Below are 14,434 nucleotides of genomic sequence, written 5' to 3'. Positions count from 1 at the left end.
ATTCGCAAATCGGCTGATGATTCTGTGACGGCGCAAGAGAAGCAAACCTTGTTGACACACCTGAACCGCGAACACGGTTCGGCGCCCGACAAGTTGACGCTGCAGCGCAAAACGCGTAGCACCTTAAATATTCCAGGTACCGGTGGTAAAAGTAAATCGGTACAAATCGAAGTCCGCAAGAAGCGCACCTTTGTGAAACGCGACCCGCAAGAGGCAGAACGCCTTGCCGCGGAAGAGCAGGCGCAGCGTGAAGCGGAAGAGAAAGCCCATCGCGAGGCGGAAGAAGCAGCCAGGCGAGAGGCGCAATTAAAAGCTGAACGTGAGGCCGCAGAACAAGCTAAACGTGAAGTCGCTGAGAAAGCGAAACGTGAAGCTGCGGAAAAAGACAAAGTGAGCAATCAACAAACCGACGACATGACAAAAAGCGCCCAGGCTGAAAAGATCCGCCGTGAAAACGAAGCAGCAGAGCTGAAACGTAAAGCGGAAGAAGAAGCACGTCGCAAGCTTGAAGAAGAAGCGCGCCGCGTAGCGGACGAAGCACGCCGTATGGCTGCAGAAAACGAAAAGAACTGGACCGAAACGCCAGAAGCTCCAGAAGAAACCAGCGATTATCACGTGACGACGTCTCAGCACGCTCGTCAGGCTGAAGATGACAACGATCGCGAAGTTGAAGGCGGTCGTGGCCGCGGTCGCAACAGCAAAGCTGCGCGTCCGAAGAAAGGCAACAAGCACGCCGAATCAAAAGCCGATCGTGAAGAAGCCCGTGCAGCCGTTCGTGGCGGCAAAGGCGGCAAGCGTAAAGGTTCTTCTCTGCAACAGGGCTTCCAGAAGCCTGCGCAGGCGGTAAACCGTGACGTTATCATCGGTGAAACCATCACCGTTGGCGAGCTGGCTAACAAGATGGCGGTCAAAGGTTCTCAGGTCATCAAAGCTATGATGAAGCTGGGCGCGATGGCGACCATCAACCAGGTCATCGACCAGGAAACCGCACAGCTGGTTGCCGAAGAGATGGGCCACAAAGTTATCCTGCGTCGTGAGAACGAACTGGAAGAAGCGGTAATGAGCGACCGTGACACCGGCGCGGCGGCGGAAGCCCGTGCACCGGTGGTGACCATCATGGGTCACGTTGACCACGGTAAAACCTCTCTGCTTGACTACATTCGCTCAACCAAAGTGGCCTCTGGCGAAGCAGGCGGCATTACACAGCACATCGGTGCCTATCACGTTGAAACTGAAAACGGGATGATCACCTTCCTGGATACTCCGGGTCACGCCGCGTTTACCTCAATGCGTGCTCGTGGTGCTCAGGCAACGGATATCGTTGTTCTGGTGGTTGCGGCAGACGATGGCGTAATGCCACAGACTATTGAAGCTATCCAGCACGCGAAAGCGGCTCAGGTTCCGGTTGTGGTTGCGGTCAACAAGATCGACAAACCAGAAGCGGATATGGATCGCGTTAAAAACGAACTGTCTCAGTACGGCGTGATGCCGGAAGAGTGGGGCGGCGAATCCCAGTTCATCCCGGTTTCTGCGAAAGCGGGTACCGGTATTGATGACCTGCTGAACGCTATCCTGCTGCAGGCTGAAGTTCTGGAACTGAAAGCCGTTCGTAACGGTATGGCTAGCGGCGCGGTTATCGAATCCTTCCTGGATAAAGGTCGTGGTCCGGTGGCTACCGTTCTGGTTCGTGAAGGCACCCTGAATAAGGGCGACATCGTACTGTGCGGCTTCGAATATGGCCGCGTGCGTGCAATGCGTAACGAACTGGGGCAGGAAGTTCTGGAAGCAGGTCCGTCCATTCCGGTGGAAATCCTCGGTCTGTCCGGCGTTCCGGCTGCGGGTGATGAAGTGACCGTTGTGCGTGACGAGAAAAAAGCGCGTGAAGTTGCTTTGTATCGTCAGGGCAAATTCCGTGAAGTCAAACTGGCGCGTCAGCAGAAATCTAAACTTGAGAACATGTTCGCTAACATGACTGAAGGCGAAGTTCACGAAGTGAACGTCGTACTGAAAGCGGACGTTCAGGGTTCTGTAGAAGCCATCTCCGACTCTTTACTGAAACTGTCTACCGACGAAGTCAAAGTGAAGATCATTGGTTCTGGCGTAGGTGGTATCACCGAAACCGACGCCACCCTGGCTGCGGCGTCCAACGCCATCCTGGTTGGCTTCAACGTCCGTGCTGACGCCTCAGCACGTAAAGTGATTGAAGCTGAAAGCCTGGATCTGCGCTACTACTCCGTCATCTATAACCTGATCGACGAAGTGAAAGCGGCGATGAGCGGCATGCTGTCTCCGGAACTGAAACAGCAGATCATTGGTCTGGCTGAAGTGCGTGATGTGTTCAAATCGCCGAAATTCGGCGCCATCGCGGGCTGTATGGTTACTGAAGGCACGATTAAGCGTCATAACCCAATCCGCGTACTGCGCGACAACGTGGTTATCTATGAAGGCGAGCTGGAATCCCTGCGCCGCTTCAAAGATGACGTTAACGAAGTCCGTAACGGCATGGAATGTGGTATCGGCGTGAAGAACTACAACGACGTTCGCGTTGGCGATATGATCGAAGTGTTCGAGATCATCGAGATTCAGCGTAGCATCGATTAATCTGCGTCGTTTCCGCAGTATCCGCGTGAGCGGTGCTGCAGAATCCATCGTGGATGACAGGCCGGGTTAGCGAAGCGCCACCCGGCAATAATTCTAAAAAGGGGCTTATGGCCCCTTTTTTGTCTTTACCTGGAGAATTTATTATGGCGAAAGAATTTGGTCGCCCGCAGCGTGTGGCTCAGGAGATGCAAAAAGAGATTGCGATCATCCTGCAGCGCGAAATTAAAGACCCGCGTCTGGGCATGATGACCACCGTTTCCGGTGTGGAAATGTCTCGCGATCTGGCTTATGCCAAAGTCTTTGTGACCTTCCTGAACGACAAAGACGAAGCCGCCGTGAAGGCGGGTATCAAAGCGTTGCAGGAAGCCTCCGGCTTTATCCGTTCACTGCTGGGCAAAGCGATGCGTCTACGTATCGTGCCGGAGCTGACCTTCTTCTACGACAACTCGCTGGTCGAAGGGATGCGCATGTCCAACCTGGTGACCAGCGTGGTGAAGCATGACGATGAGCGTCGTGTGAATCCGGACGACAGCAAGGAGGACTGATGAGTCGTCCTCGTCGTCGCGGTCGCGATGTGCACGGCGTACTGCTGCTGGATAAGCCACAGGGCGCATCCAGCAACGATGTACTGCAAAAAGTAAAACGCCTTTATAACGCGAATCGGGCAGGGCACACCGGCGCGCTGGATCCGCTGGCAACCGGCATGCTGCCGATTTGCCTTGGGGAGGCCACCAAGTTCTCCCAATATCTGCTCGACTCCGATAAGCGCTATCGCGTGATTGCGAAGCTGGGCCAGCGTACAGATACCTCCGATGCCGATGGTCAGGTGGTGGAAGAGCGCCCGCTGACCTTCAGCGATGAACAGCTGGCGACGGCGCTGGACAGTTTCCGCGGCGAAACCCAACAGGTACCGTCGATGTATTCGGCGCTGAAGTATCAGGGGAAAAAGCTGTACGAATATGCTCGTCAGGGTATCGACGTCCCGCGTGAAGCCCGGCCGATTACCGTTTACGAGCTGCTGTTTATCCGTCATGAAGGGGATGAACTGGAGCTGGAGATTCACTGCTCGAAAGGTACCTATATTCGGACGATTATCGACGATTTGGGGGAAAAGCTGGGCTGCGGTGCGCACGTTATTTTCCTGCGTCGTCTCGCCGTCAGCAAATATCCGGTAGAGCGGATGGTCACTCTGGAACAATTACAGGCGCTGGTTGAACAGGCGGCGGCGCAGGATATTCCCGCCGCGCAGCTGCTCGATCCGCTGCTGATGCCAATGGACAGCCCGGCGTCGGATTATCCGCTGGTTAATATTCCCGAAACATCGGCGGTTTACTTTAAAAATGGTAACCCGGTTCGCACCTCAGGTGCGCCGCTCCAGGGGCTGGTGCGGGTAACGGAAGGCGTAGAAGAGAAGTTTCTCGGTATGGGGGAAATTGACGACGAAGGCCGCGTGGCGCCGCGTCGTCTGGTGGTTGAATATCCAGGCTGAGGGCTGTTCTTGCGATAAAAGCCGGCTGCGGGTAGAATATCGCCGCTTAACGTCCGCAAAAGTGTTTTAACATTTTCGGGCGTTGCATCAGGGGTCGCTGAATTAGAGATCGGCACCCTTTCTTTCTTTTAAATTTGGAGTTTTAAAATGTCTCTAAGCGTTGAAGCTAAAGCAAAAATCGTTTCTGAGTTTGGTCGTGGCGAAAACGACAGCGGTTCTACCGAAGTTCAGGTTGCACTGCTGACTGCACAGATTAACCATCTGCAGGGTCACTTCTCCGAGCATAAAAAAGATCACCACAGCCGTCGTGGTCTGCTGCGCATGGTTTCCCAGCGTCGTAAACTGCTCGACTACCTGAAACGTAAAGATGTTGCACGTTACTCTTCGCTGATCGAGCGTCTGGGTCTGCGTCGCTAATTCTGCGAGTTTCAGAAAAAGGGGCCTCAGGGCCCCTTTTTTCGACCAGGCGGCAGCAATTCGCTAAAAACTCATGTATTGTTGCTATTAATGATCTTCGTGCAGAGGTTCGCGCGGCTAATGAGAGGCTTGATCCGCAGGGGCGGGTAAAGGTTGTCATTAGTCGCGAGGATGCAGGAGATCGGGTCAACTGACGCTATGTCGTGGATATAGCGTCACCTATTGATATAAAGGATAGAATTTTGCTAAATCCGATCGTTCGTAAATTCCAGTACGGCCAACATACCGTAACGCTGGAAACCGGCATGATGGCTCGTCAGGCCACTGCCGCTGTCATGGTTAGCATGGATGACACCGCGGTATTCGTTACCGTTGTGGGTCAGAAAAAAGCGAAGCCAGGTCAGGACTTCTTCCCGCTGACCGTTAACTATCAAGAACGTACCTACGCAGCAGGTAAAATTCCGGGTGGTTTCTTCCGTCGTGAAGGCCGTCCAAGCGAAGGCGAAACCCTGATCGCGCGTCTGATTGACCGCCCGGTTCGCCCGCTGTTCCCGGAAGGCTTCGTCAACGAAGTTCAGGTTATTGCCACCGTTGTTTCCGTTAACCCGCAGGTTAACCCGGATATCGTGGCGATGATTGGTGCTTCCGCAGCGCTGTCCCTGTCCGGTATTCCGTTCAACGGTCCTATCGGTTCTGCTCGCGTTGGTTATATCAACGACCAGTACGTTCTGAACCCGACTCAGGATGAGCTGAAAGAAAGTAAGCTGGACCTGGTGGTTGCCGGTACCGAAGCGGCAGTGCTGATGGTTGAATCTGAAGCAGAACTGCTGAGCGAAGACCAGATGCTGGGCGCAGTGGTCTTTGGCCACGAGCAGCAGCAGATTGTCATTCAGAACATCAACGACCTGGTTAAAGATGCGGGTAAACCGCGCTGGGACTGGCAGCCGGAAGCCGTCAACGAAGCGCTGAACGCGCGCGTCGCTGCGCTGGCCGAAGCGCGTCTGAGCGATGCTTACCGTATCACTGACAAACAAGAGCGCTATGCTCAGATTGACGTGATCAAAGCGGAAACCATCGCCACGCTGACCGCAGAAGATGAAACCCTGGACGCTAACGAACTGGGCGAAATCCTGCACGCTATCGAGAAGAATGCCGTGCGTAGCCGCGTACTGGCTGGCGAACCGCGTATCGATGGCCGTGAAAAAGATATGATTCGTGGCCTGGACGTGCGTACCGGCGTCCTGCCGCGTACTCACGGTTCCGCACTGTTCACCCGTGGTGAAACTCAGGCGCTGGTGACCGCGACGCTGGGCACCGCACGTGACGCGCAGAACATCGATGAACTGATGGGTGAGCGTACTGACTCCTTCCTGTTCCACTACAACTTCCCTCCGTACTCCGTAGGCGAAACGGGCATGGTGGGTTCGCCGAAGCGTCGTGAAATCGGTCACGGTCGTCTGGCTAAGCGTGGCGTACTGGCCGTGATGCCGACCACTGAAGAGTTCCCGTACACCGTTCGCGTGGTTTCTGAAATCACCGAATCTAACGGTTCTTCTTCCATGGCTTCCGTGTGCGGCGCTTCCCTGGCGCTGATGGACGCAGGCGTACCGGTGAAAGCCGCCGTTGCGGGTATCGCGATGGGTCTGGTGAAAGAAGGCGACAACTACGTCGTTCTGTCTGACATTCTGGGTGATGAAGACCACCTGGGTGATATGGACTTCAAAGTTGCGGGTTCCCGCGACGGTATCTCTGCCCTGCAGATGGATATCAAAATTGAAGGTATCACCAAAGAGATCATGCAGGTTGCATTGAACCAGGCTAAAGGTGCGCGTCTGCACATCCTGGGCGTGATGGAGCAGGCGATTAACGCGCCGCGCGGCGACATCTCCGAGTTCGCACCGCGTATCCACACCATCAAGATCAGCCCGGACAAGATCAAAGACGTGATCGGTAAAGGCGGTTCGGTGATCCGTGCGCTGACTGAAGAAACCGGCACCACCATCGAAATCGAAGATGACGGTACCGTGAAGATCGCAGCAACCGACGGCGATAAAGCGCAGCATGCTATCCGTCGTATCGAAGAGATCACCGCTGAGATCGAAGTGGGCCGCATCTACAATGGTAAAGTGACCCGTATCGTTGACTTTGGCGCGTTTGTTGCCATCGGCGGCGGTAAAGAAGGTCTGGTTCATATTTCTCAGATTGCCGACAAGCGCGTCGAGAAAGTGACCGATTACCTGCAGATGGGTCAGGAAGTCCCGGTTAAGGTTCTGGAAGTTGACCGTCAGGGCCGCGTTCGTCTGAGCATCAAAGAAGCAGCTGAACAAACTCAGCCTGCCGCTGCGCCGGAAGCTCCGGTTGCTGAGCAGGGCGAGTAAGGTTGCCGTTTGCCCTCCGCGTGGGCGGAGGGCGTATTACGGGCAGGACGCCTTGTTTGCAGCCGGGGAACTGGACGTTCATCCAATCGTTGTCTTCGGGAGTGGGAAATGAAGCCTTTTTTGCGCTGGTGTTTCGTGGCGACAGCTCTCACGCTGGCAGGATGCAGCAACTCTGCCTGGCGTAAAGACGCAGTCCTCGCGGTGCCATTGCAACCGACTTTGCAGCAAGAAGTGATTCTGGCGCGCATGGAACAAATTCTTGCCAGTCGGGCTTTAACCGATGACGAACGCGCACAGCTTTTATATGAGCGCGGAGTGTTGTATGATAGTCTCGGTCTAAGGGCATTAGCGCGAAATGATTTTTCACAAGCGCTGGCAATCCGACCAGATATGCCTGAAGTATTCAATTACTTAGGCATTTATTTAACGCAGGCAGGCAATTTTGATGCTGCCTATGAAGCGTTTGATTCTGTACTTGAGCTTGATCCAACTTACAACTACGCGCACTTAAACCGCGGCATCGCCCTGTATTACGGCGGTCGCGCTAAGTTAGCGCAAGATGATCTGCTGGCGTTTTATCAAGACGATCCCAATGATCCTTTCCGTAGCCTGTGGCTTTACCTCGCTGAGCGCAAACTCGACGAGAAGCAGGCACTCGAAGCACTGAAGCAGCGCTTCGACAAATCGGACAAAGAGCAATGGGGATGGAACATTGTCGAGTTCTACCTTAGCGACATCAGTGAAAAAACGCTGATGGACCGTTTGAAGGCAGACGCAACGGATAACACCTCGCTCGCTGAGCATCTCAGTGAAACCAACTTCTATTTAGGTAAGTACTACCTAAGTCTGGGGGACAGGGACAGCGCTACGGCACTGTTCAAACTGGCGGTCGCAAACAACGTACACAACTACGTTGAGCACCGATACGCATTGTTGGAATTATCGCTCCTGGGCCAGGAGCAAGATGACCTGGCAGAATCGGACCAGCAATAGCTGACGAACACATCAGCCCATTTTTTTGTTTGCCATCACCTTCACGGGTGAGGGCGTTGTTGTTCGTTAATACACCTACTTTGAGCCGGTTCACACTTTTCAATGAAAATTACTCTAAATTTTCACGTTGAGTTATGTAGACTGGCCGCCATTAATTTTGAGGCACACGTACTACATGGCTGAATTCGAAACCACTTTTGCAGATCTGGGCCTGAAGGCTCCTATCCTTGAAGCCCTTAACGATCTGGGTTACGAAAAACCATCTCCGATCCAGGCTGAGTGCATTCCGCACCTGCTGGGCGGCCGCGATGTTCTGGGTATGGCCCAGACGGGGAGCGGTAAAACCGCAGCGTTCTCTTTACCGCTGCTGAACAATCTTGATCCTGAGCTCAAAGCACCGCAAATTCTGGTGCTGGCGCCGACCCGCGAACTGGCGGTACAGGTTGCTGAAGCGATGACGGACTTCTCTAAACATATGCGCGGCGTAAACGTGGTGGCCCTTTACGGCGGCCAGCGTTATGACGTGCAGCTGCGTGCTCTGCGCCAGGGACCACAAATCGTTGTGGGTACCCCGGGTCGTCTGCTTGACCACCTGAAACGCGGGACTCTGGATCTCTCTAAACTGAGCGGTCTGGTACTGGATGAAGCCGACGAAATGTTGCGTATGGGCTTCATCGAAGACGTAGAAACGATTATGGCGCAGATCCCGGAAGGTCATCAGACCGCTCTGTTCTCTGCCACCATGCCGGAAGCGATCCGTCGCATTACCCGCCGCTTTATGAAAGAGCCGCAGGAAGTGCGCATCCAGTCCAGCGTTACCACTCGCCCGGACATCAGCCAGAGCTACTGGACTGCTTACGGTATGCGTAAAAACGAAGCGCTGGTGCGTTTCCTGGAGGCGGAAGATTTTGATGCGGCGATCATCTTCGTACGTACCAAAAACGCGACCCTGGAAGTGGCTGAAGCGCTGGAGCGTAGCGGCTACAACAGCGCCGCGCTGAACGGTGACATGAACCAGGCCCTGCGTGAGCAGACTCTGGAGCGTCTGAAAGATGGTCGTCTGGACATCCTGATTGCGACCGACGTTGCGGCCCGTGGCCTTGACGTTGAGCGTATCAGCCTGGTTGTTAACTACGATATCCCGATGGACTCTGAGTCTTACGTTCACCGTATCGGCCGTACCGGTCGTGCGGGCCGCGCGGGTCGCGCGCTGCTGTTCGTTGAGAACCGCGAACGCCGCCTGCTGCGGAACATCGAACGCACCATGAAGCTGACGATTCCGGAAGTTGAACTGCCGAACGCGGAGCTGCTGGGCAAACGTCGCCTGGAAAAATTCGCCGCTAAAGTTCAGCAGCAGCTGGAAAGCAGCGATCTGGATCAGTACCGTGCCCTGCTGGCGAAAATCCAGCCGACGGCTGAAGGTGAAGAGCTGGATATCGAAACGCTGGCCGCGGCACTGCTGAAAATGGCTCAGGGCGAACGTCCGCTGATTCTGCCGCCGGATGCGCCAATGCGTCCTAAGCGTGAATTCCGCGACCGTGATGATCGTTTCGAACGCCGCGGCGATCGCAACGACCGTGGCCCGCGCGGTGACCGTGCGGAACGTGGTGGAGAAGATCGTCCGAAGCGCGAACGTCGCGACGTGGGCGATATGGAACTGTATCGCATTGAAGTGGGCCGTGATGATGGTGTTGAAGTTCGTCACATCGTTGGCGCTATCGCTAACGAAGGCGACATCAGCAGCCGTTATATCGGTAACATCAAGCTGTTCGGTACCCACTCCACCATCGAGCTGCCGAAGGGCATGCCGGGCGAAGTTCTGCAGCACTTTACCCGCACCCGGATCCTGAATAAGCCGATGAACATGCAGCTGCTGGGCGATGCGCAGCCGCGTCCTGACCGTGGCGGCGAGCGTCGTGGCGGTGGTGAACGTCGTGAAGGCGGCCGTGCATTCGGCGGCGAACGTCGCGAAGGCGGTCGTGCATTCGGTGGTGAGCGTCGTGAAGGTGGCCGCGGTGATGGTCGTCGTTTCAGCGGCGAACGTCGTGACGGCGCCCGTGCTCCGCGTCGTGATGATGCAGCAGCGGCTCCGCGCCGTGATGATTCCGCAGGCCGTCGTCGTTTCGGTGGCGATGCGTAATCAGCGCATTCCGCTAGCGTAAAGTAAATAATACAGCCCCGATCGTGATGATTGGGGCTTTTTTTATTCCCTTCGTACTCGTGTACTGGTACAGTGCTGCGCGTTAATAACGAAAAGAATAATTGACTGGAGATTTCGGCAAATGGCGACACTTACCACTACGGCAACCCGGCCGTCCCTGTTTGGCGGCGTGGTGATTATCGGCGGGACCATTATTGGCGCGGGCATGTTTTCGCTGCCGGTGGTCATGTCCGGTGCGTGGTTCTTCTGGTCGCTGGCGGCGCTGGTCTTCACCTGGTTCTGTATGCTGCATTCCGGGCTGATGATTCTCGAAGCGAACCTCAACTACCGTATCGGCTCCAGCTTTGACACCATCACCAAAGATCTGCTCGGCAAAGGCTGGAACCTGGTCAATGGCATCTCGATTGCCTTTGTCCTCTATATTCTGACCTATGCCTATATCTCGGCCAGCGGTTCCATTCTGCATCATACCTTCTCGGCGCTGTCGCTGAATGTACCGGCGCGGGCCGCGGGGTTTGGTTTTGCCCTGCTGGTGGCGTTTATCGTGTGGTTGAGTACCAGGGCGGTAAGCCGGATGACGGCAATCGTCCTGGGGGCTAAAGTCATCACCTTTTTCCTGACCTTCGGTAGCCTGCTGGGGCATGTCGAGCCGACGACGCTGTTCAACGTCGGCGAACAAAACGCCTCCTACACGCCGTACCTGCTGATGACGCTGCCATTTTGCCTGGCCTCCTTTGGCTACCACGGTAACGTGCCGAGCCTGATGAAGTACTATGGCAAGGATCCCCGCACCATTACCCGCTGCCTGGTTTACGGTACCCTGCTGGCGCTGGGGTTGTACGTAGTCTGGCTGCTGGTGACGATGGGCAATATTCCGCGTCCGGAGTTTATCGGCATCGCACAGAAGGGCGGTAATATTGATGTGCTGGTACAGGCATTAAGCGGGGTGCTCAACAGCCGTAGTCTGGATCTGCTGCTGGTGGTGTTCTCGAACTTTGCCGTCGCCAGCTCATTCCTTGGGGTAACCCTGGGCCTGTTTGACTACCTGGCGGATCTCTTCGGTTTCGATGATTCTGCGCTGGGGCGCTTTAAGACCGCGCTTCTGACCTTCGTTCCGCCGGTCATTGGCGGCCTGCTGCAGCCGAATGGTTTTCTGTACGCTATCGGCTACGCCGGGCTCGCGGCAACCATCTGGGCGGCGATTGTGCCGGCGCTGCTGGCTCGCGCATCGCGCAAACGCTTCGGCAGCCCACAGTTTCGCGTCTGGGGCGGAAAACCGATGATTGCGCTGATCCTGTTGTTCGGCGTCGGTAACGTGGTGGTGCATTTCTTATCGAGCTTCAACGTTCTGCCGGTCTATCAGTAAATCCGCCTACGATGCGAAGGGCTACTCCGTGAGTCGCCCTTCGCATTTGACAACAGACGTTATCCCAGCAGCTCTTCTTTCACCTGCATCGCTAAATCAAACGAATGCAAACGCGCCTGATGGTCGAAGATCTGGCCGTTCACCATCAGCTCATCGGCCTGGGTTTCACGCAAGACGGACTCCAGCCCGTGGCGCACCTTGGTTTTGTCGCCGACCAGCGACATGCTCAGCGCCTGCTGGACGCCATACTGTTCAGCGGCGGACCACAGCTGGTGCATATTGTCCACCGGCGGCGGAAGCTGGCCGGTTTCGCCGCGACGCAGTTTCACGAATGCCTGCTGCATCGAGGTAAACAGGAACTCCGCATCCCGGTTGCTGTCGGCGGCGATGATATTAATACATACCATGGCGTACGGCTTCGCCAGGCGCTCAGACGGTTTGAACTGGGTGCGGTAGAGATGCAGCGCCTGGAATAACATATCCGGCGCGAAGTGCGAGGCGAAGGCAAAGGGCAGCCCAAGCTGGGCCGCCAGCTGCGCGCTGTACAGACTGGAGCCTAACAGCCACACCGGGATCTTCTCTCCGTAGCCGGGAACCGGACGCACGTGCGGATGGGGATCGCGGGCATCAAACCAGTCCACCAGTTCGGCGACATCGCGCGGGAAGTTATCCACATCGCCGCTCATATGGCGACGTAGCGCCATCATCGTGCGCTGATCGCTGCCCGGCGCGCGCCCCAGGCCGAGGTCAATGCGGCCGGGATAGAGGGTATTGAGCGTACCAAACTGCTCGGCAATGACCAGCGGCGAGTGGTTGGGGAGCATTACCCCGCCGGAGCCCAGGTGCAGCGTGGTGGTATTGGCGGCCAGATAGCCGATCAGCACCGACGTTGCGGCACTGGCGATCCCGACCATATTATGGTGTTCCGCCAGCCAGTAGCGGTGATAGCCGCGTTTTTCAGCCTGCTGCGCGAGCTCCAGCGAGTGCGAGAAGGCCTCTTTGGCGCTGGAACCCTGAGGGATCGGCGCCAGGTCGAGCACCGAGAACGGAATAGATTTGTCAGTCATAAAGGCTCACTTTGTTACAGCATCGTCATCAGATTGAAGGTCTTCTTCCAGCCTGGCGCATTCAGCGCGCGTCAGCCAGAAAAGCTGCAGCTTTTAATACTGCATGAAAAGAGCGCTGTTGCTGTTAACAAAGCGAGCTGTTTATCAGGACTGCAGTTCCAGTCCGGCCAGCCGTTTCCAGTAACCGTTACAGTCGCTGTTGGCGGTCAGCGGTAAAGGGCAAGCCCCGTTTTCATTGGCGCGGAAGGCGTCGAGCATGGCAAAGGTGTCGGTGCCAAGCGGTGACAGGCGCACCATATCGACCAGCCCCTGCATCGATGTCAGTTCGTTACCGAGGTTGTAAACATAGCCGCTCATGGTCTGAATGCCGTTGAGGACGAATACCTGCTGATTTTCCTGAGAAAACATGCTGCGCCCGTTCGGATATTTGATGCAGCAGGTTTCGCATTCGTCTTTTGGCCGATCCTCGGAACGGGCGGTGAAGCAGCGGGCAGAGTAGGCTAGCGGCAGATGACCATAGCTCAGCACTTCCACTTCAAATTGCTCGCGGATCCCCAGGATTTCGCACTGCGTCAGCAGATTGACCAGCCAGTCGCGGGAAAGCTCAACCGGCATGCACCAGCGAACCATACCTTGCTTACGCAGCAGGCGCAGGGTAACGGCGTTATAGCAGTTGAGCGCGTGGCCGGCGACAAATGGCAGTTTGCGCTCGGCACACATATTTACCACCCCGAGGTCGCTGGCTTCGATCAGGAACTCGCCGTTGTCGACATAACGTTTCAGCTCGCCCAGCTCGGAGGAGGCTTGCACCAGGGCGAGGGTGGAGAGCACCACCTGCTTGCCGCTGCTCGCCAGCGCTTTGGCCATCTCAATCCAGTCGCCGGATTTGGTGGCGCGACGTTTGCTGCACACCGCTTCGCCCAGATAAATCGTATCGGCGCTGGAGCGGGCTGCCTGCTGGTAAAAATCTTCCAGCGTCTCTTTTGACCAGTAGTAAAGCACCGGCCCTAATGAATATTTCATCACTTTTCTCACTGCCATTTACGGTGGTAGGCGCCAAGGGTGGTTTGTGTCCCTTCCGACATGGCGCCGAGCGCCTCCATCCATGCGGATTGTGGAACAAAGTTTTGCGGATCGGCTTTGCAGCGATCGATCGCCTGACGCCAGACTTTCGCGACCTGAGTGACATAGGCCGGGCTACGCTGGCGGCCTTCGATTTTCACCGAGGCAATATTGGCCGCCATCAGCTCCGGCAGCAGCTCCAGCGTATTCAGGCTGGTTGGCTCCTCCAGGGCATGATAGCGCTCGCCATCGACCAAATAGCGGCCTTTGCACAACGTCGGATAACCGGCGTTTTCGCCATCCTGGTAGCGATCAATCAGCACTTCGTTCAGGCGAGACTCCAGCCCCTGCGGCGTTTGCTGCCAGCGGACGAAGCGCGCAGGCGAACAGGCGCCGACGGTATTCGGCGATTCGCCGGTCAGGTAGGAGGAAAGATAACAGCGGCCTTCCGCCATAATGCACAGGCTGCCGAAGGCGAAGACCTCCAGGGGAACCGGCGTGGCGCGGGCCAGCTGCTTCACCTGATGGATAGAGAGCACGCGGGGCAGCACCACGCGGGCAACGTCGAAATTGCGGTGATAGAAACGCACCGCCTCTTCGTTAGTGGCCGAGGCCTGAACCGAGACGTGACGCTCAATATGCGGATAGCGTTCGGCGGCATACTCCAGCATGGCGATATCGGCAAGGATTAAGGCGTCAGCACCGAGCTGTGCCGCCATATCCACCGCGCGCTGCCAGCGGACGTAGCCGTCCGGATGCGCGAAGGTATTGATCGCAATATGCAGCTTACGACGATGCTGATGCACAAAGCTGACGGCTTCCTGCAGTTTCTTTTCGGTGAAATTAAGGCCGGCAAAGTGGCGGGCATTGGTGTCATCTTTCAGCCCGATATAGACGGCA

12 protein-coding genes are annotated in these 14,434 nt (G+C 56.1%); 9 read left to right on the top strand and 3 right to left on the bottom strand.

What is annotated here, in order from left to right; all coding sequences use genetic code 11:
• The 9 genes from infB to mtr form a co-directional block, all read left to right on the top strand.
• The coding region (gene infB, locus ACI2JR_RS26405; RefSeq protein WP_462479870.1) for a translation initiation factor IF-2 at positions 1-2,601 on the top strand (2,601 nt) is incomplete at its 5' end.
• A gap of 143 nt (positions 2,602-2,744) precedes the next feature.
• Positions 2,745-3,146: a 30S ribosome-binding factor RbfA gene (rbfA, locus tag ACI2JR_RS26400; protein ID WP_004106092.1), complete on the top strand. Its 402-nt coding sequence runs from the start codon at positions 2,745-2,747 to the stop codon at positions 3,144-3,146.
• Positions 3,146-4,090, top strand: a complete 945-nt coding sequence (gene truB / locus ACI2JR_RS26395; protein WP_132729559.1) for a tRNA pseudouridine(55) synthase TruB — start codon at positions 3,146-3,148, stop codon at positions 4,088-4,090. Before rbfA ends, truB begins: the two co-directional genes overlap by 1 nt.
• A 147-nt stretch (positions 4,091-4,237) precedes the next feature.
• Positions 4,238-4,507, top strand: a complete 270-nt coding sequence (gene rpsO / locus ACI2JR_RS26390; protein WP_004868066.1) for a 30S ribosomal protein S15 — start codon at positions 4,238-4,240, stop codon at positions 4,505-4,507.
• Between the two features lie 242 nt (positions 4,508-4,749).
• The gene (gene pnp, locus ACI2JR_RS26385; protein WP_462479869.1) at positions 4,750-6,885 is read left to right on the top strand and encodes a polyribonucleotide nucleotidyltransferase; all 2,136 of its coding nucleotides are present in this window, start codon (positions 4,750-4,752) and stop codon (positions 6,883-6,885) included.
• Between the two features lie 108 nt (positions 6,886-6,993).
• Positions 6,994-7,878 (top strand): lipoprotein NlpI, encoded by an 885-nt coding sequence (nlpI, locus tag ACI2JR_RS26380; RefSeq protein WP_132729561.1) that lies wholly within the window; start codon positions 6,994-6,996, stop codon positions 7,876-7,878.
• Positions 7,879-7,980: 102 nt separating this feature from the next.
• The gene (yrbN, locus tag ACI2JR_RS26375; protein WP_099001532.1) at positions 7,981-8,061 is read left to right on the top strand and encodes a protein YrbN; all 81 of its coding nucleotides are present in this window, start codon (positions 7,981-7,983) and stop codon (positions 8,059-8,061) included.
• Positions 8,054-10,018 carry a DEAD/DEAH family ATP-dependent RNA helicase gene (locus ACI2JR_RS26370; RefSeq protein WP_132729562.1) on the top strand — a complete coding sequence of 655 codons (1,965 nt, stop codon included), beginning with the start codon at positions 8,054-8,056 and terminating at the stop codon, positions 10,016-10,018. Before yrbN ends, ACI2JR_RS26370 begins: the two co-directional genes overlap by 8 nt.
• 142 nt (positions 10,019-10,160) lie before the next feature.
• Entirely contained in the window at positions 10,161-11,405 is a 1,245-nt protein-coding gene (gene mtr, locus ACI2JR_RS26365; protein WP_462479868.1) for a tryptophan permease, read from the top strand.
• A 59-nt stretch (positions 11,406-11,464) separates the two neighbouring features.
• Here the strand turns inward: mtr and ACI2JR_RS26360 are convergent, their stop codons facing one another.
• From ACI2JR_RS26360 to ACI2JR_RS26350, 3 genes are all read right to left on the bottom strand, one after another.
• On the bottom strand, positions 11,465-12,472 hold the full coding sequence (locus tag ACI2JR_RS26360) for a luciferase-like monooxygenase (RefSeq protein WP_132729564.1): 1,008 nt from the start codon (positions 12,470-12,472) through the stop codon (positions 11,465-11,467).
• A 144-nt stretch (positions 12,473-12,616) separates the two neighbouring features.
• Positions 12,617-13,495 (bottom strand): U32 family peptidase, encoded by an 879-nt coding sequence (locus ACI2JR_RS26355; protein WP_462479867.1) that lies wholly within the window; start codon positions 13,493-13,495, stop codon positions 12,617-12,619.
• Positions 13,496-13,503: 8 nt separating this feature from the next.
• The coding region (locus ACI2JR_RS26350) for a peptidase U32 family protein (protein WP_462479866.1) at positions 13,504-14,434 on the bottom strand (931 nt) is incomplete at its 5' end.

The organism is Klebsiella sp. NPDC088457, from assembly GCF_044900465.1.
GTDB lineage: Bacteria > Pseudomonadota > Gammaproteobacteria > Enterobacterales > Enterobacteriaceae > Klebsiella.
Note: the sequence above shows the minus strand (reverse complement) of the source record. Positions and strands in the feature narration are given on the sequence as shown.

Excerpts from the sequence above, each read along its gene's own strand:
- rbfA (WP_004106092.1), top strand. The coding sequence starts at position 2,745 with ATGGCGAAAGAATTTGGTCGCCCGCAGCGTGTGGCTCAGGAGATGCAA.
- truB (WP_132729559.1), top strand. The coding sequence starts at position 3,146 with ATGAGTCGTCCTCGTCGTCGCGGTCGCGATGTGCACGGCGTACTGCTG.
- ACI2JR_RS26370 (WP_132729562.1), top strand. The coding sequence starts at position 8,054 with ATGGCTGAATTCGAAACCACTTTTGCAGATCTGGGCCTGAAGGCTCCT.
- nlpI (WP_132729561.1), top strand. The coding sequence starts at position 6,994 with ATGAAGCCTTTTTTGCGCTGGTGTTTCGTGGCGACAGCTCTCACGCTG.
- yrbN (WP_099001532.1), top strand. The coding sequence starts at position 7,981 with ATGAAAATTACTCTAAATTTTCACGTTGAGTTATGTAGACTGGCCGCC.
- ACI2JR_RS26355 (WP_462479867.1), bottom strand. The coding sequence starts at position 13,495 with ATGAAATATTCATTAGGGCCGGTGCTTTACTACTGGTCAAAAGAGACG.
- ACI2JR_RS26360 (WP_132729564.1), bottom strand. The coding sequence starts at position 12,472 with ATGACTGACAAATCTATTCCGTTCTCGGTGCTCGACCTGGCGCCGATC.
- rpsO (WP_004868066.1), top strand. The coding sequence starts at position 4,238 with ATGTCTCTAAGCGTTGAAGCTAAAGCAAAAATCGTTTCTGAGTTTGGT.
- mtr (WP_462479868.1), top strand. The coding sequence starts at position 10,161 with ATGGCGACACTTACCACTACGGCAACCCGGCCGTCCCTGTTTGGCGGC.